The organism is Leptolyngbya sp. NK1-12 (assembly GCF_032598965.1).
Classification (GTDB): domain Bacteria; phylum Cyanobacteriota; class Cyanobacteriia; order Elainellales; family Elainellaceae; genus Elainella.
In genome coordinates this window covers 2,809,844-2,829,056 of the sequence record NZ_CP053586.1, presented here as the reverse complement: position 1 = coordinate 2,829,056, position 19,213 = coordinate 2,809,844, and the positions used below count along the sequence as shown (strand labels likewise).

General features: G+C 49.0%; 24 protein-coding genes. 10 read left to right on the top strand and 14 right to left on the bottom strand.

The genetic code is table 11. The annotated features are described in order from the left end of the window. Positions 1–270: 270 nt before the first annotated feature. From HJG54_RS11870 to HJG54_RS11850, 5 genes are all read right to left on the bottom strand, one after another. A complete protein-coding gene (locus tag HJG54_RS11870; RefSeq protein ID WP_316435162.1) occupies positions 271–660 on the bottom strand; it encodes a PIN domain-containing protein in 390 nt (129 codons plus the stop codon). A gap of 5 nt (positions 661–665) precedes the next feature. Continuing rightward, a complete protein-coding gene (locus HJG54_RS11865) occupies positions 666–920 on the bottom strand; it encodes a hypothetical protein (protein ID WP_316435161.1) in 255 nt (84 codons plus the stop codon). Between the two features lie 59 nt (positions 921–979). Continuing rightward, the gene (locus tag HJG54_RS11860) at positions 980–1,537 is read right to left on the bottom strand and encodes a hypothetical protein (protein ID WP_316435160.1); all 558 of its coding nucleotides are present in this window, start codon (positions 1,535–1,537) and stop codon (positions 980–982) included. Then, complete coding sequence (locus HJG54_RS11855) at positions 1,521–2,258, bottom strand: hypothetical protein (protein WP_316435158.1); 738 nt, start codon at positions 2,256–2,258, stop codon at positions 1,521–1,523. Before HJG54_RS11855 ends, HJG54_RS11860 begins: the two co-directional genes overlap by 17 nt. A 90-nt stretch (positions 2,259–2,348) precedes the next feature. Continuing rightward, entirely contained in the window at positions 2,349–3,746 is a 1,398-nt protein-coding gene (locus tag HJG54_RS11850; protein WP_316431088.1) for an IS110 family transposase, read from the bottom strand. A 692-nt stretch (positions 3,747–4,438) separates the two neighbouring features. On the opposite strand from HJG54_RS11850, the gene HJG54_RS35460 reads away from it, so the two are divergent. The 5 genes from HJG54_RS35460 to HJG54_RS11830 all read left to right on the top strand — a co-directional run bounded on the left by HJG54_RS35460 (position 4,439) and on the right by HJG54_RS11830 (position 6,932). Then, positions 4,439–4,549: a phage integrase N-terminal SAM-like domain-containing protein gene (locus HJG54_RS35460; RefSeq protein ID WP_420717369.1), complete on the top strand. Its 111-nt coding sequence runs from the start codon at positions 4,439–4,441 to the stop codon at positions 4,547–4,549. Between the two features lie 224 nt (positions 4,550–4,773). Further along, positions 4,774–5,010, top strand: coding sequence for a hypothetical protein (locus HJG54_RS11845; RefSeq protein ID WP_316435156.1), 237 nt, complete (start codon positions 4,774–4,776; stop codon positions 5,008–5,010). Positions 5,011–5,450: 440 nt separating this feature from the next. Next, positions 5,451–5,651 carry a hypothetical protein gene (locus HJG54_RS11840; RefSeq protein WP_316435155.1) on the top strand — a complete coding sequence of 67 codons (201 nt, stop codon included), beginning with the start codon at positions 5,451–5,453 and terminating at the stop codon, positions 5,649–5,651. A gap of 143 nt (positions 5,652–5,794) precedes the next feature. Beyond that, on the top strand, positions 5,795–6,244 hold the full coding sequence (locus tag HJG54_RS11835) for a GNAT family N-acetyltransferase (RefSeq protein WP_316435154.1): 450 nt from the start codon (positions 5,795–5,797) through the stop codon (positions 6,242–6,244). Further along, the gene (locus tag HJG54_RS11830; protein ID WP_316435153.1) at positions 6,237–6,932 is read left to right on the top strand and encodes a DUF547 domain-containing protein; all 696 of its coding nucleotides are present in this window, start codon (positions 6,237–6,239) and stop codon (positions 6,930–6,932) included. The genes HJG54_RS11835 and HJG54_RS11830 overlap by 8 nt, the downstream gene beginning before the upstream one ends. Here the strand turns inward: HJG54_RS11830 and HJG54_RS11825 are convergent. Continuing rightward, on the bottom strand, positions 6,914–7,771 hold the full coding sequence (locus tag HJG54_RS11825; protein WP_316435152.1) for a TIGR04283 family arsenosugar biosynthesis glycosyltransferase: 858 nt from the start codon (positions 7,769–7,771) through the stop codon (positions 6,914–6,916). The two genes, HJG54_RS11830 and HJG54_RS11825, sit on opposite strands and share 19 nt — an antisense overlap. A gap of 258 nt (positions 7,772–8,029) precedes the next feature. On the opposite strand from HJG54_RS11825, the gene HJG54_RS11820 reads away from it, so the two are divergent. Next, positions 8,030–9,022, top strand: a complete 993-nt coding sequence (locus HJG54_RS11820; protein ID WP_036005007.1) for a radical SAM protein — start codon at positions 8,030–8,032, stop codon at positions 9,020–9,022. After that, the gene (locus HJG54_RS11815) at positions 8,958–10,433 is read left to right on the top strand and encodes a glycosyltransferase (protein ID WP_316435150.1); all 1,476 of its coding nucleotides are present in this window, start codon (positions 8,958–8,960) and stop codon (positions 10,431–10,433) included. The genes HJG54_RS11820 and HJG54_RS11815 overlap by 65 nt, the downstream gene beginning before the upstream one ends. 1 nt (position 10,434) lies before the next feature. Here the strand turns inward: HJG54_RS11815 and HJG54_RS11810 are convergent, their stop codons facing one another. Continuing rightward, positions 10,435–11,043 carry an NUDIX domain-containing protein gene (locus HJG54_RS11810; RefSeq protein ID WP_316435149.1) on the bottom strand — a complete coding sequence of 203 codons (609 nt, stop codon included), beginning with the start codon at positions 11,041–11,043 and terminating at the stop codon, positions 10,435–10,437. Between the two features lie 270 nt (positions 11,044–11,313). On the opposite strand from HJG54_RS11810, the gene HJG54_RS11805 reads away from it, so the two are divergent. Further along, the gene (locus HJG54_RS11805) at positions 11,314–12,030 is read left to right on the top strand and encodes a GntR family transcriptional regulator (protein ID WP_316435148.1); all 717 of its coding nucleotides are present in this window, start codon (positions 11,314–11,316) and stop codon (positions 12,028–12,030) included. A 50-nt stretch (positions 12,031–12,080) separates the two neighbouring features. Here HJG54_RS11805 and HJG54_RS11800 read toward each other — a convergent pair whose 3' ends face one another. The 4 genes from HJG54_RS11800 to HJG54_RS11785 form a co-directional block, all read right to left on the bottom strand. Next, positions 12,081–12,437 (bottom strand): septal ring lytic transglycosylase RlpA family protein, encoded by a 357-nt coding sequence (locus tag HJG54_RS11800; RefSeq protein WP_051925667.1) that lies wholly within the window; start codon positions 12,435–12,437, stop codon positions 12,081–12,083. Positions 12,438–12,966: 529 nt separating this feature from the next. After that, a complete protein-coding gene (locus tag HJG54_RS11795; protein ID WP_316435147.1) occupies positions 12,967–13,956 on the bottom strand; it encodes a nucleoside hydrolase in 990 nt (329 codons plus the stop codon). Positions 13,957–13,981: 25 nt separating this feature from the next. Then, positions 13,982–14,521, bottom strand: a complete 540-nt coding sequence (locus tag HJG54_RS11790; RefSeq protein WP_316435145.1) for a nucleoside 2-deoxyribosyltransferase — start codon at positions 14,519–14,521, stop codon at positions 13,982–13,984. A gap of 4 nt (positions 14,522–14,525) precedes the next feature. Then, positions 14,526–15,632: a NupC/NupG family nucleoside CNT transporter gene (locus HJG54_RS11785; protein ID WP_316435144.1), complete on the bottom strand. Its 1,107-nt coding sequence runs from the start codon at positions 15,630–15,632 to the stop codon at positions 14,526–14,528. Positions 15,633–16,127: 495 nt separating this feature from the next. On the opposite strand from HJG54_RS11785, the gene rbsK reads away from it, so the two are divergent. Then, positions 16,128–17,072 (top strand): ribokinase, encoded by a 945-nt coding sequence (rbsK, locus tag HJG54_RS11780; RefSeq protein ID WP_316435142.1) that lies wholly within the window; start codon positions 16,128–16,130, stop codon positions 17,070–17,072. On the opposite strand, the gene HJG54_RS11775 is transcribed toward rbsK, so the two are convergent. The 3 genes from HJG54_RS11775 to HJG54_RS11765 all read right to left on the bottom strand — a co-directional run bounded on the left by HJG54_RS11775 (position 17,050) and on the right by HJG54_RS11765 (position 18,749). Then, complete coding sequence (locus HJG54_RS11775) at positions 17,050–17,568, bottom strand: ATP-binding protein (protein WP_316435141.1); 519 nt, start codon at positions 17,566–17,568, stop codon at positions 17,050–17,052. The two genes, rbsK and HJG54_RS11775, sit on opposite strands and share 23 nt — an antisense overlap. 215 nt (positions 17,569–17,783) lie before the next feature. Beyond that, complete coding sequence (locus tag HJG54_RS11770; protein WP_211621767.1) at positions 17,784–18,098, bottom strand: STAS domain-containing protein; 315 nt, start codon at positions 18,096–18,098, stop codon at positions 17,784–17,786. Between the two features lie 81 nt (positions 18,099–18,179). Next, positions 18,180–18,749 (bottom strand): 2'-5' RNA ligase family protein, encoded by a 570-nt coding sequence (locus HJG54_RS11765; RefSeq protein ID WP_316435139.1) that lies wholly within the window; start codon positions 18,747–18,749, stop codon positions 18,180–18,182. A 190-nt stretch (positions 18,750–18,939) separates the two neighbouring features. Between HJG54_RS11765 and HJG54_RS11760 the strand changes: the two genes are divergently transcribed. Next, positions 18,940–19,212, top strand: a complete 273-nt coding sequence (locus HJG54_RS11760) for a hypothetical protein (protein ID WP_316435138.1) — start codon at positions 18,940–18,942, stop codon at positions 19,210–19,212. Position 19,213: the final 1 nt, after the last annotated feature.

Genomic DNA, 19,213 nt, shown 5'->3' with positions numbered 1-19,213 from the left:
TCCAGTTTATCGCCTTTTCTCCCCGCTTTACGGATTGATGACCAGTCGCTACCGTAGGGGTGATGCTGTTACTACTTGCACCTGTAGAGAGGGACTTTCACCCTCACGGTGATTCAGTTGTCGAGGTTCTATCCTCGCCATCCGTCCCTGAGTATCTCTACCCATTTAGGATGAACGAATCGCACACGGCTAAGTTGAGCGGCGGCAGATAACCTTGAACTCTCACCGACAACCTCTGTACCGTCCGCACCAACGCAGTGTAGCCTGTGCCTAGCGATTATATGGTTGCTCCATTCTTAGCCCTGGTATAACTCGATAATGCTTAGTATTGAAAGTGCATAGAGTAAAGCTCTGACCTACAGCGCAGGCGGCGATCAAAGAATCAATTAACCCTACCCTATGTGACAAATGGTAAGCTGTGAAATCCGACAGAGCACGCGCACAGTCAATTTCAGTAGGCCAGACTACAGGTAGTGGTGCGACAAGTTGCAAGGCTTTACGAACTTGTTGCTTATTTTGTGCGTCCTGAATCAACTCCATAACAACGAAGCCAGGAACACTTGGCAGTTCTTGAAGAGAGGCAAACCAACTTAAAGCAGGTGTAAAGCCCCTTTGAATATCAATAAAAATATCGGTATCAACTAGATACAATGCCGCCACCTAGTTCACTCGCGGGTTTGAGCTTCACGACGTAACCTGCGAGCATATTCTTGGCTATCGGTGATATCGGGACGCGAGTTGATGACTCCGCTACTTTCCCAATAGCTAACGAGTTCTGCACCTGTTTTTGGAGGATTTTGAAGAAATGGACGAAACCAGAGGACTCGTAGAATATATTCTGCCAAAGGCAACTTTAGCTGGGTTGCTTCAAGAGATAGTTCATCTTCCAGTTCTGAGGGCAAATCTAAAGTGATAAGCATTGACATCCTCCAACTCAAGTTAGTAGATATAATTTCTGATTAATATGTATTAAAGAAATTCATCTCCGTAATAACTGAAGGTGGTTAACACCATCAGAAGAGACTCTCATATACTTCAATTTCCCATCTTTGCGTGTTTGAAAAAATAGTTTCTTTTTAGAGAGATTTTGTAAAGAGCGGGAAGGATTTGACAACTTGATGCCATGTTCTAATAAAGACTTGTTAACCTCCGAAGTCTTGAAGTCATTTTGTGATGACTGTTTCTGGACGTAGTAAGCTGTGATAAGTGCTTTTTCTAAATCACTGATGTCATCCTTAAATCTGTGCAGCCATTCACCAAAGGTGTTAGGAGCTTGAAGTTCTCTCTCGCTTGTAGATGCAAGTTTTTCTTGTTCCACTTCTGCTACAGCAGCAATTTCCTCCTGTTCAACAATACTCTCTTCATCCAGTGAGTTATTTGTTGACAATAATGCTATGTAATCAGCAATGGCATCTATGTTGGCAAGCTGACCTTCAACAAATTGTTCTGAACCTTCCAGCTCGACTTCACCTTTCTTAAAGTTAATCCTAGCTTTTGCTGGCTTATTCATTTCTACATCTTCACTTCTTAATTCCATTTTTGTACAGTAGCTCCTCTATAACTGCTCTATATTCCAATATCACCTTCTGAATATCTGACCTTCTCGCATTGTAATAAATTTTATGAGCAGAAAAATTTCCGATTGCTCGAAAGTCTTCTAAGCAGGATTTTGTATTTCTAGACAATGATAGTTTTAGATTATTGATCGCATTTGAAACTATGCCAGAAAGCATTTTATAGCTGCCGTTAGAATCTCTTATTTCAGCATCTATGCTTTGATGTTCGCAGGAATGAATTAGACAAATTTCTAATAGCCTTCGCATTAAAACTGCACAACCATCAAAAATATTATTTTCACATGAAGCATTGATCTGCTTTGACAGAGACTCTATATAGCCGCGAGTTTTCTCATAAAGTGAAGCTGGCAAAATTGTATCTGTTGCTTCAATCTCCTCACTCTTCTCCTCCATAAATGAGTGTTCTCTTCTTAGAGACTTTAACTCATTAACATGAAGCCGAAAAGACTCTTGCTCTCTACCTTTTACAAAAGATCGAGACTTGCTCAAACTCTGCTTTAATTGAGACTTGTTTGGCTTATGTAAGCCTAACTTCTCAAACCAATCGCATACCAAATCCACTGAAAATTCAAAATCTTCCTGATGATTGTGGTGATAAAACGCTAGCAGCCTAACTTTGTCAATTTCTGTTTGTGTAAGCAAATCAGCTTTTTCTATGAAACTGTTGAGCGAAATTACCATACTTGTGGACTGCTGTAGCTATATTAGGCAGATCATAGCTCAACTACAGGGATTTGGCACATCTAGAGGAAAAGGCTGATGAGCAGGCTCTCAAGAAACACTTTCAGTGGAGGAGTGGGGCACAACTTCAAAACCGAGAGACTGAGCTGTTTTCTTCAGGTGTTTAACCAGGCGTTCCCGGTATTGCTGCTCATAATAGTTTTCTCCAGGGTCAGCATAGGTTCCGCCCTCAGACCATAGCTTGTAGAACAGACGAGCAATCTTGTGAGCCGTTGCTGTGATTGCCTTAGGTGCGCCTAAACGAGACCGCAGGCGTCGATAAAATGCCCCTAAGGCTGAGCGACTATGGCTAACAGCTTGAGCCGCTAAACGAAAAGCATTCGCTGCTCGATTCACCACTACTCGTGTCTGAGAACTCAGCGACTTTCCCCCAGTAATGCGCGTCCCAGGACATAATCCCAACCAGGAACAAAAGTGTTTGACACTGGCAAAGCGATTGGACTCTAAGCCCACCTCAGAGAGAATCGTCTGGACGCTCAACGCATCAAGCCCAGGAATCTGAGTAAAATCGATGCCGCTGATTCGATATAGCTGCCCACGCAAATCAAAGGCAGGAGCATTTTGAGTGGTCTTACGCCGCTTGTTCTTTGCCTCTGGTGGTGCTTGCTCAGTTTTTGCATCAAACTTCAACAGGCACTGCTCGATCTGCTCATCACAAGCAGCAATCTGCTGTTGATGCAGATCGTAAAGCGTTAACTCCTGTTGCAAAACAAACACCAATTCTGCTCGATAATTACCGCTGAGCGCTTTGGCAATTTCGTCATGGCTACTGCGGATACGCGAGTGCTTGAGGGCAGCTAAGGTTTGAGGGTCATGCTCTCCTGCAACAATTGCTCGAATGATGGACATCCCCGTTAAGCCAGTAATGTCGCTAATCACCTTGTGCAGATGCAGATTCATCTGAATCAAGGCATGTTGCATCCGTTGAATATGCACAGCCGCACTTTGAATCAGTCGTTCTCGTTGACGTACATAGCTTCGCAGCACACATACTTGCTCCTCAGGACGGAATGAGCCAGCTAACAGACCATAGGTGTGCAATTTCTGGAGCCATTGACAATCAAGCACATCGCTCTTACGTCCAGGCACCGTTTTGAGATGGTGTGCATTCACCAGTTTGACCTCCAACCCGCTGGACTCCAGAATCTGAAAGACTGGAATCCAGTAGACTCCTGTTGATTCCATTGCGACTGTTGTCACCCCACACCCCTGCAACCATGCTGCCATCGCTTGTAAGTCTGGGGTAAAGCAACCAAAGGCACGGACATTGACTTCGGCTCTTCCAGCAGGGACACAAACCCAATGCTCAGCAGAACCCACATCAATTCCCGCTGCATGCAGATTGAGTTGCTCAAGATGAGCCAGCTGGGCAGGCAAGGCTGGAGATTGAGCTAACTTACGCTTTGCGATGGACGAGGTATTTTTCATAACGCTCCTCATTACGATTAACCTCCCAAGTTGGGGCGGGCTGAACAGCTAATCTCTCAAACGGGATAGGCTTTGCCACCTTCACCAATCTCATTGCCAGTACGCCCCACAACCACGCTCCTAATCAGACCCTTGATGATACTATTGACCGCTCGGTTTCCTAACTCAGGATTGTCTCTACAATAAATCGAGTACAGACTTGTTTCTTCCATTCGTGCACAGGGCAAACCTGCCCTAGTGAGGCGCTCCTAAGAAATTAGATTTTCAGTAAGCATAAATACTCATCCACGAATCTAATTTCTTTCACCCTGAAGGTGCGCCAGCACGTGGAATGCTAACTACTTATTAGAATGATCTGTCTCCCTCCATTCAGTCTAACTACCTAAATGAGACGTGTTAGACAGATCTCGATCGGGCTAATCATCTTGTACAAGACATTAGACTGAACTTTGTCTGCCTCAATTGCCCAAACAGCAAATTAGACAGAGATGAATCTGCTTATTGCCCCGCTTCGAGGCGTTAGACAGACGGTATTCTGCATAACACTCTTCTATGGGGTGTTAGATAGATGTTACTCTGCATAGTACTCTCATCTAAGGAAATTCGCCCGTCACCTTCAGCAAATCTGCATCATCAATACTGAGGCTCGAAAGGTATTATTTAGCACATATGAACCACTGCTCTTTGTGTTGATGATGAACGCTCGCCCAAAGCAGTTGTTGGATCAGGTTCGCGATGTCATTCGACTGAAGCACTATTCCTTTCGCACTGAGGAACGCTATCTTTATTGGATTCGCCGTTAAATGGACTAATCACAAATGATAAATTCTGTTTTGTGAGGCATGTCCATCTCAGCTTGAGCTGGAGTCGGGTTCCGTTGCGCTGTCGGGTTTAACCGATAGGGCTAAGCGGTCGCAGATCGAGAGGATCTCTATAGTCCTCAAGAGCACGACCATTCAAGGATTTAGCTTTTGCTCAGCGTCAGATTGTGGTCCGCGATGTCAAAGGGAATCAGAGTCAAATTACCATGCTCCCCGCTCGCTTACTCGAACCGTTGCAGCTGCATCTACAGCAGGTCAGGCAAACCCACCAGCGAGATTTACAGCAGGGCTATGGTTCGGTCTACTTGCCATTCGCCCTAGAACGCAACTATCCTCATGCCGACCGGGCTTGGATAGGGGTGGGGGGGAGGGGCTTCGACGCGAGCGCACTGCCCCCATGGGGCCAGAAAAATCAGCCGAGCGGTGAGGGGCGAGTTTGGTAGATTGCTTCTGTGTTCGCGTAGCGTTTTGTAGGAAAGCAGTGGGTTGAGGTTGTAGCCGGCAGCTGTGCAGCGGTGGGTTGAGCTGAGCGAAGGGTTTTACTGCAAGCAACGTTCATTTATATTCATTTATTGTTAACAATTACAATCTCACGCTTGTGTTTCTGTAGGGATTGGTTTATGCTTTGCGATACTAGTGCTTCTCAGCTCCGGAAGAAGGCTAGGCTGCCCGCTCAAGGCTAACCGGGGCGCTGATCCAAGGTGTTACCAGCACGCAAGGACCAGCTCACCTGACTCTCTGTTGGTACCAGAGAGCAAGGCTGTGTTGATTGTACTGTAGCTCAGTGCAATTAGTCATAGCTTCGCTTGATGCAAACCGTAGTCAGGGCATCAATTCCTTGAGCGATTTCTTCTCGAAATTCAACAAGCGAGGCTATCCAACGATGACTACTGAACTAAACGAAGAGCTGAACCTGTTCGATGATGAGAAATCGCAAATCTGGATTATCGGCACTCGAGATCAAGTGCTGCACCAGATCAACGAGTTCTACGTCAAGCGGATTGCCACCGACCGAGTCCGGTTTACACCAATCATTCCGGCTCCCTTCGCCAAAGGCAAATTCATGACGGTGTTAGAACGCTAATCGCTCCACCAATTGAGGCACGAATCGATTGAAAGGGCGACAGGAGAGGGGATTGCTCTCTGCTCCTGTCTTGCTGATGAGAGCTAAACATGCTTCAGTATATACAATTCAAAATATACAACTTCAAAATATACAACTTCAAAATGAATATTACTCTGCGTTCCATTTTAGAAGCTGATTTTGAATTCATTTATGCCGTGACAAAAATAACGATGCAAGCCTATGTAGAGTTGACTTGGGGATGTTGGGATGACAATCATCAGCGGGCACTCATCTACGACTCCATCGATCCGTCCACTCACCAGATCATTCAACTTGATGGTCAAGATATTGGCTGTTTAGCGATAGAACGTCATCCCACTCATCTACAATTAACAAAGCTCTACTTATTACCTCAGTTTCAGCGGCAGGGAATTGGCACATTTCTTGTGCAGCAGTTGATCGCGGAAGCAAAGCAGCGTCAGTTGCCCCTACGGTTGCGAGTACTAGCCGTAAATCCGGCCTATCAGTTTTATCGACGGCAGGGGTTTGTAGTGCACGAGCAAACAACTGAACGGTTTTTGATGGAGTATGGGGGAAATACCAATGCTTGAATTTGTACCATGGGACCAGATGCTGCGTCAGTATGTCGATGCTCAGGGCCGAGTCGATTATCAAACTTGGCAATCCTCAGCTCAGTTGCTCAAAGATTGGCTGCATCAGATAGCCCAACTGAAATTAAACCACGCATCCGAGCCAAATCTGCGCTTGGCGCTTTGGTTAAACCTCTACAATGCGCTAGTGATCGATCAGATCCTGGAGATGTATCCCATCCGTTCGATTCGGCCCACATTTCTTGGCATTCCCAATTGGGTTGCCTTTCTGCAATTTTTTCAACAACCGGTTTACCAAATGGGTGGGCATTCTTACACGTTGAACCAGATCGAGCATCAGATCATTCGGCCTGAGTTTCGTGACCCACGCATTCATTTCGCCCTGGTGTGTGCAGCAGTAGGGTGCCCGCTATTGCGGAATCAAGCTTACCAGCCCGATCAGGTGCAGGCCCAGCTAGAGGAAGATGCCCAGCGATTCATCAACAATCCCCAAAAGGTACGCTATCAGCCACCAGTCCTGTATTGCAGCAAGATCTTTCAGTGGTATCAGCAGGATTTTATTCAGCATTCCCACTCAATTCCACAGTATGTTCAAAAATATTTAGCATTCCCGGTTCAGCTCAGTGCCACCACGCCGATTCGCTATTTAAGCTACGACTGGGCGCTCAATCAACGCACCTCTTCATAAAACCGCTTTAGGATAGGGGCGGGAACTCCAATTCCCCAAAGCACGCCAATTGCCGTGTAGATGCCGGTAGCTTTCCAAGCACCCCATTTCGCCACCCGCCGGTCTGAGGACTGCACAACCCGATTTACCTGCCGAATCTGACCGTAGCGACTCAGCTTCAGGCATAGATCCGCCTCTTCCATAATCGGTATAGCAGGATCAAAACCGCCGCAGCGCCAAAAATCCTGCCGCCGACAAAACATCACCTGGTCGCCAAACAATAGCCGCAGGCCCCGGAAAAACCGATGGGGGCGAAATAAGAGGGGAGCGTAGTAGGTTTTGAGAAAGTTGTGCAGCGAAATGCCCCAGCGCGTGGTTTGGTCGCCGGTCATGAGGGAGATAAAGCCACCGCAGATGATCTTCGGATCGGTCAGCGTTTGTTTGATGACTGTGACCAAATCGTCTGGCACTAGCGTATCGGCATGTACAAAGCAGAGAATATCCCCAGTTGCGGCCTCTGCACCCCGATTCATTTGAACAGCTCGCCCGGCTGGACTGGTAACAATAACTACATCGGCAGTCTTAGCAATCGTAACGGTTTCGTCCTGACTGCCGCCGTCCACCACCAAAATCTCCCAAGCAGGTGGCGTGAGAGAATGTAAACAGCGCAGCGTTCGCTCTAAAACAGACGCTTCATTCAAGGTTGGGATCACAATCGAAACACGAGCCGCCATAGAGGGAAACTTATCTTCGATATTTTTTAATTCAATAATCTGCAATTCTTGCGCCCGAAACCTGGATTGCGCTTGAATTCGGCAGCTCTCGGCTCTACACCCTACGGTGCAATCGCCCAGAGCCATCGGTTTTGGTTATAGCCTGTCCATAGTCTGCAATATCCAGCTAGGCTAGACATCGCCCTTTCTAAAGAGAGCTGAGCCAGTTTTTCGATCTGCTTCTTTAGATTTGCTTCATAAAGTACCATTTCCATTGGTAAACTAATTGCAACCTCCTTGAAGGAGATTTCACATCACCGCCCTTTTCCCGAAGCGCACATTTGCGCACCTACAGAAAGGTTTTCATTGTCTCGTTCTTAATCTACCTGGGAGACCTGGAGGACTATGCCGCCCCTCGTTGCCAATTACTATCTGACCTACCGCTGTAATGCCCGCTGCCACTTCTGCGATATCTGGGCCTTGGAGCCAAAGCAGGAGGCTAGCTTTGCAACCATTCAGCACAACCTACGCGATTTGAGACGGCTGGGGGTCAAGTATGTAGACTTTACTGGCGGAGAGCCACTGCTGCGTGCAGATGTAGCCGAAATCTATGCTGAAGCAAAGCAGCAGGGCTTCGTCACCAGCATGACGACCAACACGATTCTCTACCCCAAAAAGGCCAAAGAAATCCAAGGGCTAGTGGATTTCCTCAATTTTTCGTTGGATGGCCCCGATGCCGATACTCACGACCAGTCTCGTGGCGTCAAAATTTTCGATACGCTGGTGGACTCGGTGAAGCTGGCCCTATCGCTGGGCGAGTTTCCGGTACTCAACCATACGGTGACGGCCCAAAACTACGAGCGGATTAGCGAAGTCGCAGCTCTGGGAGCACGGTTGGGCGTGCGGGTTTGGCTGAATCCAGCCTTTACGGCCCACAGCAACTACAACAGCAAGAAGAACCCCACACCCGAGATTGCCGCCGCTATCGAAGCAACCGCCAAGCAATATGACAATGTTGGTTACAATAGGGCTGCCCTAGCGTTTATCGCAGCGGGGGGAAATGACACCAACAATCCTCGCTGTAAGGCAGTGGATGCGGTGATCGCCATTTCGCCCCACGATGAACTGCTATTGCCCTGTTATCATTTCGCCCAAGCCGGCATTCCGATCGAGGGTCGGTTGTACGAACTCTATCGTGAATCCGAGCAGGTGGAGGCTTATCGCCAATCGCAGGGCAAACTTTCAGTGTGTGAAGGCTGTACGGTGTGGTGTTACCTCATCCCCAGTTTCTTCAAAGGTGTAGACAAGTACTGGTTCCTCAATCAAATGACCTATGCAGGGGAATTCCTGGCAAGAAAACGATTCCTACGGCGAGCCAATCAGCTCACTCCTGTCTGATTTGTCTGATCTGTCTGACCTGGCCACGCCCGAGTTAGATTCTGAAATCGACAAAGACCGATTCAGCTTTGGTTTTGCCGGACGCCGCCGCAAGGCTGCCGTTGCGTTAACCATGATCTGGAGTGGCACAATTGCACTCCACCTATCTACCTACGGATCGTGGCTGGTCATTGTTTTGACGACCATGATGGGGATTCACGCCCTACGGGTGCTGCTGGCTCGTCCGATCCCTGTGCCGGCACCGCTCACTAGCGACAATCTGGCCGATTATCCCTATGTGTCAATTCTGGTAGCCGCCAAGAACGAAGAAGCGGTGATTGGTTCCCTAGTCCGGGACCTCTGCAGCCTCGACTATCCCAGCAATCGCTATGATCTCTGGGTGATCGACGACAACAGCACTGACCATACTCCGCTCGTTCTGGACAAGCTAGCCTGCGAATATGACAATCTGCATGTCGTGCGGCGGCTGCCCAATGCGGGAGGCGGTAAGTCTGGGGCGCTGAATCAGGTCTGGTCGCGCACCAAGGCCGATATTATTGCCGTATTCGATGCTGATGCCAAGGTCCCCCAGGATCTGCTGCGGCGGGTGCTACCCCTGTTTGAGCGCGAGCAGGTGGGCGCAGTACAGGTGCGCAAGGCGATTTCTAACGCTCTCAGCAACGGCTGGACCAAAGGGCAAGCGATCGAGATGGCCTTCGACAGCTATGTGCAGCAACAGCGGATTGCGATTGGTGGCATCGGTGAACTGCGGGGAAACGGTCAGTTTGTACGGCGAACGGCTCTAGAACGCTGCGGTGGCTGGAATGAGGAAACCATTACTGACGACCTTGACCTGACGCTGCGGCTGCACCTCGACCGCTGGGACATTGATTTTCTGATGCTGCCTGCCGTGGGCGAGGAGGGAGTCACCAACGCGATTGGCCTTTGGCATCAACGCAATCGCTGGGCCGAGGGCGGCTACCAGCGCTACCTCGACTACTGGCGGCTAATTGCCCAAAATCGTCTGGGTACGACCAAGACAGTCGATCTGTTCATGTTCTTGATCACGCAGTATGTGCTGCCGACGGCGGCGGTACCTGATTTTCTGATGGCGATGGTGCGCAACTGTCCGCCGATGCTGATGCCGGTCACTAGCTTGGCAACAGCGTTTGCCTTCGTTGGCATGATCCGAGGCATGCGGCGAACCACAGAGACCCAAAGCCACAAACCGACAAAACGACGGCTGATGCGCGTTTCTAGCTGGTCATCTGGCCTGTCAAATAGTGTCTTTGGCACGGTGTATATGCTGCACTGGCTGCCTGTAATGGCTAGCACCACGGCTCGAATGGCTGTTCGTCCCAAGCGCTTGAAGTGGGTGAAAACCATCCATCACGGCAGCAATGAAATCTGGCTGAACGAAGAAGTGGGATGAACTAGGCTGGCAGTTGCTGAATCAAAAATTTGGCCGTGCCGTGGGGAATTAGAATCCTGGACTGGTGGATGGCCTGATGAGGCTGAACGTCAATCTGGGCACCTTGGCTCAGCATATCAGCCATCGTCAGGCCACTCCAGCGGCGAATCAGCGAAAGGTGGACATCAGTGAGGTAGAGAATCCCAGCAATTTCGTTACTCGGCACGGGTTTGCCTGACAAGCGCGCATTAAATGCCACTAGATAGTAGGGTGCATCCTGAGCCATGCTGCTCTGGGAAGAGTGCTGCCGCTTTTCCAGAATCAAGCGAGGTCGGATTTCATCGGCCAGATCAATGGTTTTGAGGCTACCATCGGCAGCCAGAAAGTAGGTTTGGGTCGCGCTTTCTAGATGGGAAACCACTGCGCCAATTTCTTCGGTGCTCTCTCGCAAAGCACACTCGATCAGCGATTCCTGGGCCTGTCGCTTACCGCCCACCCCAAAAAAGCGGACCCGATCATCCGCACGCACCAACTCACGTTGGGGAATCGAAAAAACATGATACCCATCCCACTGAAGAAACAGCGCCGTTCCAGCCGGCATTTCGGGTGTAATTAAATCTGCTAATTTCACACCAATTCTTTCACACCAATCAATTTCAAGCTAATGAATTAAAGGTAGCTTTCCAGTCAATCATCGCCTACCTGACGCCTTTTACCCAAGTTTTCCCAGTTCGTAATAAATGTTAAATTACCGTGAGCGGGGAAACATCAGCCTCATCCAGGCCATTCCTGTACAACTTATGATTAGTAGGAGACTGATTAGTAGGAGACGGCTGCCCCCTAGCCGCAAAACGCCGCAAAACTTCTAGAATGTCGCTATGTCGGCTAAGTGAGGAGAAGCATGACCCCAGGGATAGTGCCAATTCAGCGGAGCAAATCACTGCATGAGCAAACGTATCAGGCATTGCGGGCTAGCATTCTATCCGGTGATCTGCCCCCAGGGGAACGTTTAGTCGAAACTCAGTTGGCCCAGCGCTTGCAGGTCAGCCGCACTCCGATCCGGGAAGCAATTCGGCAGTTGCAAAAAGACGGCTTGGTCACTGCCGATGGGTTGGGAGGATTGCAAGTCACTACCATTTCTGCCGTCGATGCCGCCCAGCTTTATGATTGCCGATTGGCGTTAGAAGAACTGGCTGTGGCTGAAGCGTGTCTACACGCCGACTCGGTACAATTACAGCAGCTCGAAGGCTACGTTTTGCAGGCTGAGCAACTGGTCCAAGAGCAAACCCCAGTCCTGAAGGTGATGGATCTACTCGACCTCGACTATGGGTTTCATCGCTTGATTGCCGAAAGTTCGGGAAACCGCTGGCTGGTGACGCTGCTCGATCAGGTATTTGACAAAATGATGCTACTGCGAGTGCAGACCACCCGCCATAATCCCAAGGTACTAGAAATTCGCATTGAACACCGGCAAATCTATCAAGCTATCGCCCAACGACACTCGGCAGCAGCAGTAGAAGCCATCCAGAGCCACTTACTCGCTAGCAAAGCTAGAGTTGTGGATGAGTTACAGCAACTGCATCAGCCTCTAGACACCACAGAAACTGCTGTTGTGTAGGAATTGATTGGGAAAGGCGGATTGGGAAAGACACCACGACCTCACCAACCTCACCAGTGGATACAAACATGGCGCAGATCGGAAGTCCGATGAGGATCGATCACGTTGATAGTAGCTGGAGTCATATCTAAAATTCGTTCCCCGTCCCAAGGACCCCGGTCGTTAATCCGTACTTTTACCGAAATACCTGTGTGTTGATCTACTACAGTAACCCAGGAGTTAAACGGCAACCAGGGGTGAGCCGCAGTTAGTTGACTGGGGTCAAAATCTTCGCCATTGGCAGTCAGATCACCCTGATCATAATAGGCGGCAATTCCGCATTCTGTTCCCGCTTGGACAACATCAGCGATGCCAAGGCAACTGAATAAGGTAGTTGTGAACAACCGCAAAATACCTAGAATTCGCATAATTAATACCTGCTTTGTCTCTGTTAATGCTGGGTACCTAATTCCGTCAACATATCGCGTCAAGAAACAGGAGTCACACGGCTCCAGAAACAGTTCGAACTAGGAACTAGAACGTGTAAGAGCGCATATTCTGGTGGTCGAATTCTGATGGTCGAAAGCTCATTGTACACTTTTCAAGCTGCCTTTCCAGGCTATACGAAAGGCGATTGCAAAGATAGATGCACCTGCATTCGGTTTATCTCAAACTGAACATTAAATAAATAGCAATACCTACGTTAGAGCGAAAACTCGTACTATGCCTCAGAGGAAGTTCATAGTGTTACTTCGTGTAAAGTAGCAAACTTCGTTTCAAATCCAGAATACTTTTTTTCAACTTCACTGAAAGTTCAAGAAATTATTCCTACGGGTTGCCCTAACTTTATTAAAGCCACACGAGCTATCCGTAAAGTCACAGCAGGCTACTGAAAAGGTTATCAAGCCATTGTTTACCTCACCTATTCACCTCACCTATTCACCTCACCTATTCACCTCAACCGTCCTGCACTAACCGCTTCAAATCCTCCACCATCACCGCCAGCAGGTTCACCTCATCTACATCCAGGGCAACCCAAGCGTTAGCATCGGGTTTAGCAGAGTGGCGGCGATCGATTACGGTTTTGCCGCGTGTCCATTCACCGCTGGTTTCGATTTCAACTTGTGCTCGTCGAAACAATAGCGTCTCTGGATGAAACAGATAGGCCAGCGTTGCCGCATCGTGTACTAAGAATCCTGGCCTACCACCAGTTTCACGAAATGCCATCGCCGTTCCCACCATAAATTGACAGAGTGCCATGATAAATTTGGCAATTGAACTATCAGGATTCACGGCGCTAATTTGCTGAGCCATTTCGGGCGTGAAGATCAGCCGCCGGGTTACATCGAGTGGAATCACTACCAGCCGCGTAGAGGATTTAAACACAAGCTGAGCCGCTTCTGGGTCGTAGGCAATATTGAATTCGGCTTCCGGTGTAATATTGCCAGGATGCAAGAATGCACCGCCCATGATCACAATTTCTTTAGCAAGGTTGAGAACACCTGGAGATTTTCGCTCCGCTGCTGCCAAATTGGTGAGCGGGCCAATCGCTACAAGGGTAATTTCTCCTGGAGCTGCATGCAATTGCTCAATCAACACATCGTCAGAATAGCGCGCCGTTTCATAGTCCTGATGAGGCGCTGGCAATGTATTCGATAAATTACCCATCCCATCTGCGCCATGAATCGCACCTGCATCTTCCACATCGTCTTTAGCGGAGCCACCAATAACGCCGCGTCCCACCTCTACTGCTGGAAATCCACCGAGTTGCAGTAATTTGCAGGCAGCCGCAAACGTGTAGTTAGCGTGAACGTTACCATCTACTGCCGTGACTGCCATAATTTCGGCCAATCCCTGCTTAGCCAAGCTTTGTAACCACAGAAACGCAAAGGAATCGTCGCCGCCTGGATCAGTATCGAGAACAATTTTGACCTTCGGAGTAACCATGAGACCTATCAATCAACACAACTCATCAATACAACAAACGCTCTGCCGCCGATTGTACTGTTGTCTCAAAAACTTTCAACTCAGTGTAATAAAACTCGGAGCTGATTTGTTCACGCGTCAGTACACCGCCGCTTGTGAAAATTGCTCCTTCTAACATGAGATTATCTGCCATCTCAAACGATTCAATTGACATGCCATTCGCATCCCATCCGGGAGTACTAACTGTGACTCGCTGGGTGTAAAGCCGTTCATCATTGGTGTACCCAAACACTGGCTTGCCCTGGGCTGCCATATAGCCCATCTCGAAAGCGGTACCCACATCCATACTGGGACCCCGAAATGGCGTCATGTTAGCAATGATCAAATCACAGCTATCCATCAGTTCAATGTTGCTGGTATAGATCGCAATCCCCATTTCAAAGGGCGATAGATTAGACAGATCCAGGTTGGCATCAAATGGGAACAAACCCACAAATCCGTAGGCTTGACAAATTTCCTGTTTGGCGCGAGCAATTTTCAATGGTTCCGGCAAAAACACATCTGGCCCAGCAAGATAGATGCGCATGATTTTAAAGTTCACTCCCCAACAGCAATCCGGCAATGCAGGCACTCACAAAGTTGGTGAGAGAACCTGCAATCATTGCCCGTGGTCCTAATCGAGCCACATCGTTGCGACGGGAGGGAACCATGCCGCCAATCGCCCCAATCTGTTGACCGATAGAAGAAATATTAGCGAAACCGCAGAGGGCAAACGTAGCAATTGCGGCAGCTCGAGCCGAAATTTGATTGGCTTTGATTGACTCGGCCAAGGCTGAGTAAGCAATGAATTCATTCAAAATAATCTTCTTGCCCAGAAATACGGCCACGGCACTACAGTCGGCTAGAGGAACACCCATAACCCAAGCCAACGGAAACAAGAGATAGGACAAAATTAACTCTAATGAAAGCTGCGGAAACCCGAACAGGCCACCTGCCCAGCCCAAAATCGCGTTGATTAGGGCGATCAGGGAAAGAAATACAATTAAAATTGCGATAATGGACAGCACGAGCTGAACCCCTTGAATCGCTCCTTCGGCGAGGGCGGCAATTGGGTCACTAGCCGTAGAAAAGGCTTCTTTAGGCAGGGCCAGTTCATCGACTCCTTCGGCTTCGGCTTTGGCTTTGACGGCCCGCAGTTCCTCATCTAACTCTGCAGATAGCGTTACCCTACCCACAAACGGACGAATCAACAGGGGTGCTTCGGTTTGACCGATAAAGATATTGGCCGAACAAGAGGTGGTTTCAGGGCCGGAGGTTTTCATCGTTCGCCGCATTACCGAAGCGATGGCCGCTACCACCTTTTGTAAAATCCCAAAGTAATACAGCAGGCTGATCACGCCAGAGAAAAAGATGACGGTAGACATCACCTTGAAGGCAAAGAAATGTTCTGCAAAGTTTTCACCGTAGACAAACTCAGCCCCAACATCGGAAAAATTGAGAAACGTGGTAACAAGATTACCAATGGTGCTGAAAATAGCAAAGCCAACGGGCAACAGCAACACAAATAGGCCAAATAGAAATTGGATCGCAAATCCCCAAATTACTGGACGCCATCGAATCGCACGCCGATCAACTGATAGCAAATAGGCCAGCCCAAAGAAAACGAAGATACCAATCAATGAAATGAACCGCTCCATGCGCACTCCCGATTCTCAAGTTTGGAAAATTGTCCAAAAGCACGACAGAATTGCAGTTATTTCTATCGCATTCCTGAGCAAATCAACCTAACCAATTGCAACAATTTGTATTGTTTAATGTTGAGGAGCTAGGGCTGATTGACTGACCAATCACTTTCTCATGGCCACTTTCTTATGGTCACTTTCTTATGGTGGTTAAAACCGCTGCTATGCAAGCCAAGTCGAAGCCAAGCCGGCGCAGGCCGACTATTCGTTGGTTCAGTAACCCGCGCAGGTTTTGTCTGTGTAGGCGCTGCTTCGAGCCGCCAGCGACTAGAGTTTTGTCAGTCAACCAGGGAGCCAGGATGGCTTTGAAATTTCTAGAGAGACTTTTAGGAGCGCTATAGAGTTTGCCTAAGTTTCTTGAAGATTTAGGACACTGACAAACAAGCAGTGGAAGCCCCTAGCATATACTGAGCGCATGACTCAGGGGATTAAGCAGAGCATCAAATTGCTATGAGCGTGATCGTATTTGGCAGCATCAATATGGATTTGGTGGCACGAACGCCCCGAATTCCAGCGCCGGGAGAAACTTTAACTGGGCACCGATTTGAGACGGTCCCAGGGGGAAAAGGCGCCAATCAGGCCGTTGCAGTTGCTCGCCTAGGAATACCCACTCAAATGGTTGGCCGAATTGGGAATGATGCCTTTGGACAAGCATTGCTGCGAGGTCTACAGGCCAGCAGTGTAAATTGTGATGCAATCTTAACCGAGGCAACTACCCACTCAGGTGTAGCCATGATTACCGTAGATGATGCGAGTGAAAACAATATCGTGATTATTCCAGGCGCGAATGGTTTAATCGATACAACCGATGTGGAGCGATTGCAGCCCCTGCTAGCCCAGGCCAAAGTGCTGCTATTGCAGTTGGAAGTGCCGCTGGAGGCTGTCATGGCCGCAGCTAAACTTGCCAAACAGTCAGGAGTCACCGTGATTTTAGATCCGGCTCCGGCTCGCACCGATTTGCCAACCGCGCTCTACCCTCTGCTTGATATTGTCACGCCCAATCAGGTAGAAACGAGTCAGCTTGCGGGGTTCCCCATAACCGATTTAGAAACAGCCCGTAAAGCGGCTACGGTTCTGCAGCAGCGGGGAGTTGGTACTGTGATCACCAAGCTGGGCAAACAGGGTGCCCTGTGCATGACGCCAACCGAAACGTTTGAAATTCCAGCCTTTCCTGTTCAGGCCGTGGATACCGTTGCCGCAGGCGATGCCTTTAATGGTGGATTAGCTGCTGGGTTGGCCGCTGGTATGCCGCTCCGAGAAGCCACTCAACAAGCCGCCGCAGTCGCTGCCCTTTCCGTCACTAAAGCGGGTGCCCAACCGTCTCTGCCCACCAGAACCGAACTCGATGCTTTTTTAACAAAACACGGTGTAACTAACCCCCGTGCTGACTCCTGACTCCTGGCTCCCGTCGGCTGACGCTCTGGGAAGGCTGGCTCCTGATTCCTGACTCCTGCCCACTCACTGGCTCAGTCCTAAAGTCATTTATCATCTGCAAACAATTGCGCTCATCAGGCGTGCGATAGTATCGAAACCGATCGGCGAGGCGGGCAATCAGGTAAATGCCACGACCGCCGCTGGCCTCAGCATTAACTGGATCAGCCTCTTGAACTTGTTTGAGCTGCTGCTCCCAATCAAATTCAGGCCCAAAGTCCCAAACTTGAAGTTCAATCTGATCCGGATGGAGGTAGACAACAATCTCAATCGGTGTTTCTGTGCGTTTGTCGCGATGGGCATGGCGCACCGCATTGGTGAAAGCTTCGGCCAAAATGGTTTGCGACTTGATCAAAACACTCCGCGTCAACTTTTCCTGATAATGGCTATTAAACCAATCCAAAATCTGGGCTAGTTCTTCTAAATTCGTATTAACTTGCAACCGATGCGATTGAGTCACAGTTCAAGTAAAGCTACCTAAAGTTAAGCCACCAGTTAAGCTACTAGTTAACTATCCGTTAAGCTACTAATTCAGAAAACGCTACAGACTAAAACACTCAGCTAGGCTTTGCATAGAGTTACGGTTGTTACAGTTCAATGTTGGATCAGATAGTTGATAGTTGGATAGCTGCTGTTTGCATAGATGCCTACACCAAGAGCCGGTACTAGCATAAGCTACACCGATTGCTTAAACGCTTCACAGCTCGGAAATATTTTAAACACCTTGCTCATATTCGTCAGATCTAACAGCATTTTGACCTGATCGTTGATGCCGCAGAGCGAGAGCTGTCCACCGAGCAGCTTGGTCTGTTTCAGCGCCATGACTAGAGCACCTAAACCAGAACTGTCCATAAACTCCACCGCAGTGCAATCTATCAAAATCACACGGGTTCCGGCCTTGAGCATCTCATCAATGGTACGACGTAGCTGCCCCCCATTCATTCCATCTAAAATACCGGACACTTGGATGATCTGCACTCTGGAATCCATATCTCAACTCTTGCCACTAGCACTGCCTTGCTTTAGATTCAGCTTCAAGTATGCCCGATCCGCAAAATTCCTTAACGATAGTCATAGGGCCGGAAAACGGTGAGCGAATGGAAATTCGGCCTGAATTTGCCAGCGGTGGCCATCATGGATCAGTAGGGTTAGTCGTTCTACCACAAACTGCCACTCGGCTTGGCGCGACCGCAATTCAACCCAAGCTTGCCGAAAGGTCTGGCGAGTTACGTTGCGGGAAGCGACCGTCAGATGGGGCGCAAAAGGTCGTCGTTTAGCCATCGGATCCACGATGCCCAATTCAGTTTCTAGCTTGCGGCTAAGGGCAGTCTGCACGGTCAACAGCGCAGGCGTTGGTAAGACATTGATATAGAGCACCCGTGGCGCGAAGGCACCGAACCCTGACAGGTGGATCGGGATCACCGACTGGTGGCTGGCAAATGTAGCTAGATGGTTCTCTAGCGTGCTCACCTCGGCCCACAGGAAGGGCGGTTGTAGGGTGATGTGGGGTGGTGCCTTGGCGGTAGAGGTGCGGTAGCGCTGGCCTAGCTCCTCAATAATTGTGGCTGCATCTTGCTGTACCTCAACCGGAGGCAGCAATGCTATAAAAAATCGCTTTTGCCCTGCTTCGACCCCAATCATCTCTATTTTCAGCTCTTTTCGCCCACACTCTCACAATTTTTGCCGATGTCAACAGTTCTTTAGCGCAATCACTCCAGAATACAGTAGGCTTAATTATGCAAATACAGTAGGCTTAGTTATGCCGTTTTGATCGGATTTAGAATCCAGATTAAGCTACGGAGTGAGGTTACGCACCGAAGGTGATTGAGGAGTGGACGTTCAACCAAATCAATTAGAGTCTGTAGTCCTCCAGATTGGAGAAGCTGTGTTGGCAACGACCGAAGCCGTGGATCGACTGGCCACTCAGGTCGATGCGCTAGCCGCTCAAGTGCAACAGCAGGGATATCAAATTTTTGCGCTGAGCGATGCGGTCCAAACCCTGGCAGAAAATCATGATAGTGCACTGGAGCGCTTGGGCCAATTAACTGATACGTTGCAGCGTCTAGTTGCAGCGGTCGAAGAAACTGACCGGCCAGCAGGTTAGC

What these genes read in the sequence shown, in the direction of transcription:
- HJG54_RS11770 (WP_211621767.1), bottom strand. Translation starts at nt 18,098, where the DNA reads ATGGATTCCAGAGTGCAGATCATCCAAGTGTCCGGTATTTTAGATGGA.
- HJG54_RS11805 (WP_316435148.1), top strand. Translation starts at nt 11,314, where the DNA reads ATGACCCCAGGGATAGTGCCAATTCAGCGGAGCAAATCACTGCATGAG.
- rbsK (WP_316435142.1), top strand. Translation starts at nt 16,128, where the DNA reads ATGAGCGTGATCGTATTTGGCAGCATCAATATGGATTTGGTGGCACGA.
- HJG54_RS11835 (WP_316435154.1), top strand. Translation starts at nt 5,795, where the DNA reads ATGAATATTACTCTGCGTTCCATTTTAGAAGCTGATTTTGAATTCATT.
- HJG54_RS11850 (WP_316431088.1), bottom strand. Translation starts at nt 3,746, where the DNA reads ATGAAAAATACCTCGTCCATCGCAAAGCGTAAGTTAGCTCAATCTCCA.
- HJG54_RS11855 (WP_316435158.1), bottom strand. Translation starts at nt 2,258, where the DNA reads ATGGTAATTTCGCTCAACAGTTTCATAGAAAAAGCTGATTTGCTTACA.
- HJG54_RS11840 (WP_316435155.1), top strand. Translation starts at nt 5,451, where the DNA reads ATGACTACTGAACTAAACGAAGAGCTGAACCTGTTCGATGATGAGAAA.
- HJG54_RS11790 (WP_316435145.1), bottom strand. Translation starts at nt 14,521, where the DNA reads ATGCGCATCTATCTTGCTGGGCCAGATGTGTTTTTGCCGGAACCATTG.
- HJG54_RS11830 (WP_316435153.1), top strand. Translation starts at nt 6,237, where the DNA reads ATGCTTGAATTTGTACCATGGGACCAGATGCTGCGTCAGTATGTCGAT.
- HJG54_RS11860 (WP_316435160.1), bottom strand. Translation starts at nt 1,537, where the DNA reads ATGGAATTAAGAAGTGAAGATGTAGAAATGAATAAGCCAGCAAAAGCT.
- HJG54_RS11815 (WP_316435150.1), top strand. Translation starts at nt 8,958, where the DNA reads ATGCAGGGGAATTCCTGGCAAGAAAACGATTCCTACGGCGAGCCAATC.
- HJG54_RS11795 (WP_316435147.1), bottom strand. Translation starts at nt 13,956, where the DNA reads ATGGTTACTCCGAAGGTCAAAATTGTTCTCGATACTGATCCAGGCGGC.
- HJG54_RS11800 (WP_051925667.1), bottom strand. Translation starts at nt 12,437, where the DNA reads ATGCGAATTCTAGGTATTTTGCGGTTGTTCACAACTACCTTATTCAGT.
- HJG54_RS11845 (WP_316435156.1), top strand. Translation starts at nt 4,774, where the DNA reads ATGCTCCCCGCTCGCTTACTCGAACCGTTGCAGCTGCATCTACAGCAG.
- HJG54_RS11825 (WP_316435152.1), bottom strand. Translation starts at nt 7,771, where the DNA reads ATGGCTCTGGGCGATTGCACCGTAGGGTGTAGAGCCGAGAGCTGCCGA.
- HJG54_RS11785 (WP_316435144.1), bottom strand. Translation starts at nt 15,632, where the DNA reads ATGGAGCGGTTCATTTCATTGATTGGTATCTTCGTTTTCTTTGGGCTG.
- HJG54_RS11765 (WP_316435139.1), bottom strand. Translation starts at nt 18,749, where the DNA reads ATGATTGGGGTCGAAGCAGGGCAAAAGCGATTTTTTATAGCATTGCTG.
- HJG54_RS11820 (WP_036005007.1), top strand. Translation starts at nt 8,030, where the DNA reads ATGCCGCCCCTCGTTGCCAATTACTATCTGACCTACCGCTGTAATGCC.
- HJG54_RS11865 (WP_316435161.1), bottom strand. Translation starts at nt 920, where the DNA reads ATGCTTATCACTTTAGATTTGCCCTCAGAACTGGAAGATGAACTATCT.
- HJG54_RS35460 (WP_420717369.1), top strand. Translation starts at nt 4,439, where the DNA reads ATGATGAACGCTCGCCCAAAGCAGTTGTTGGATCAGGTTCGCGATGTC.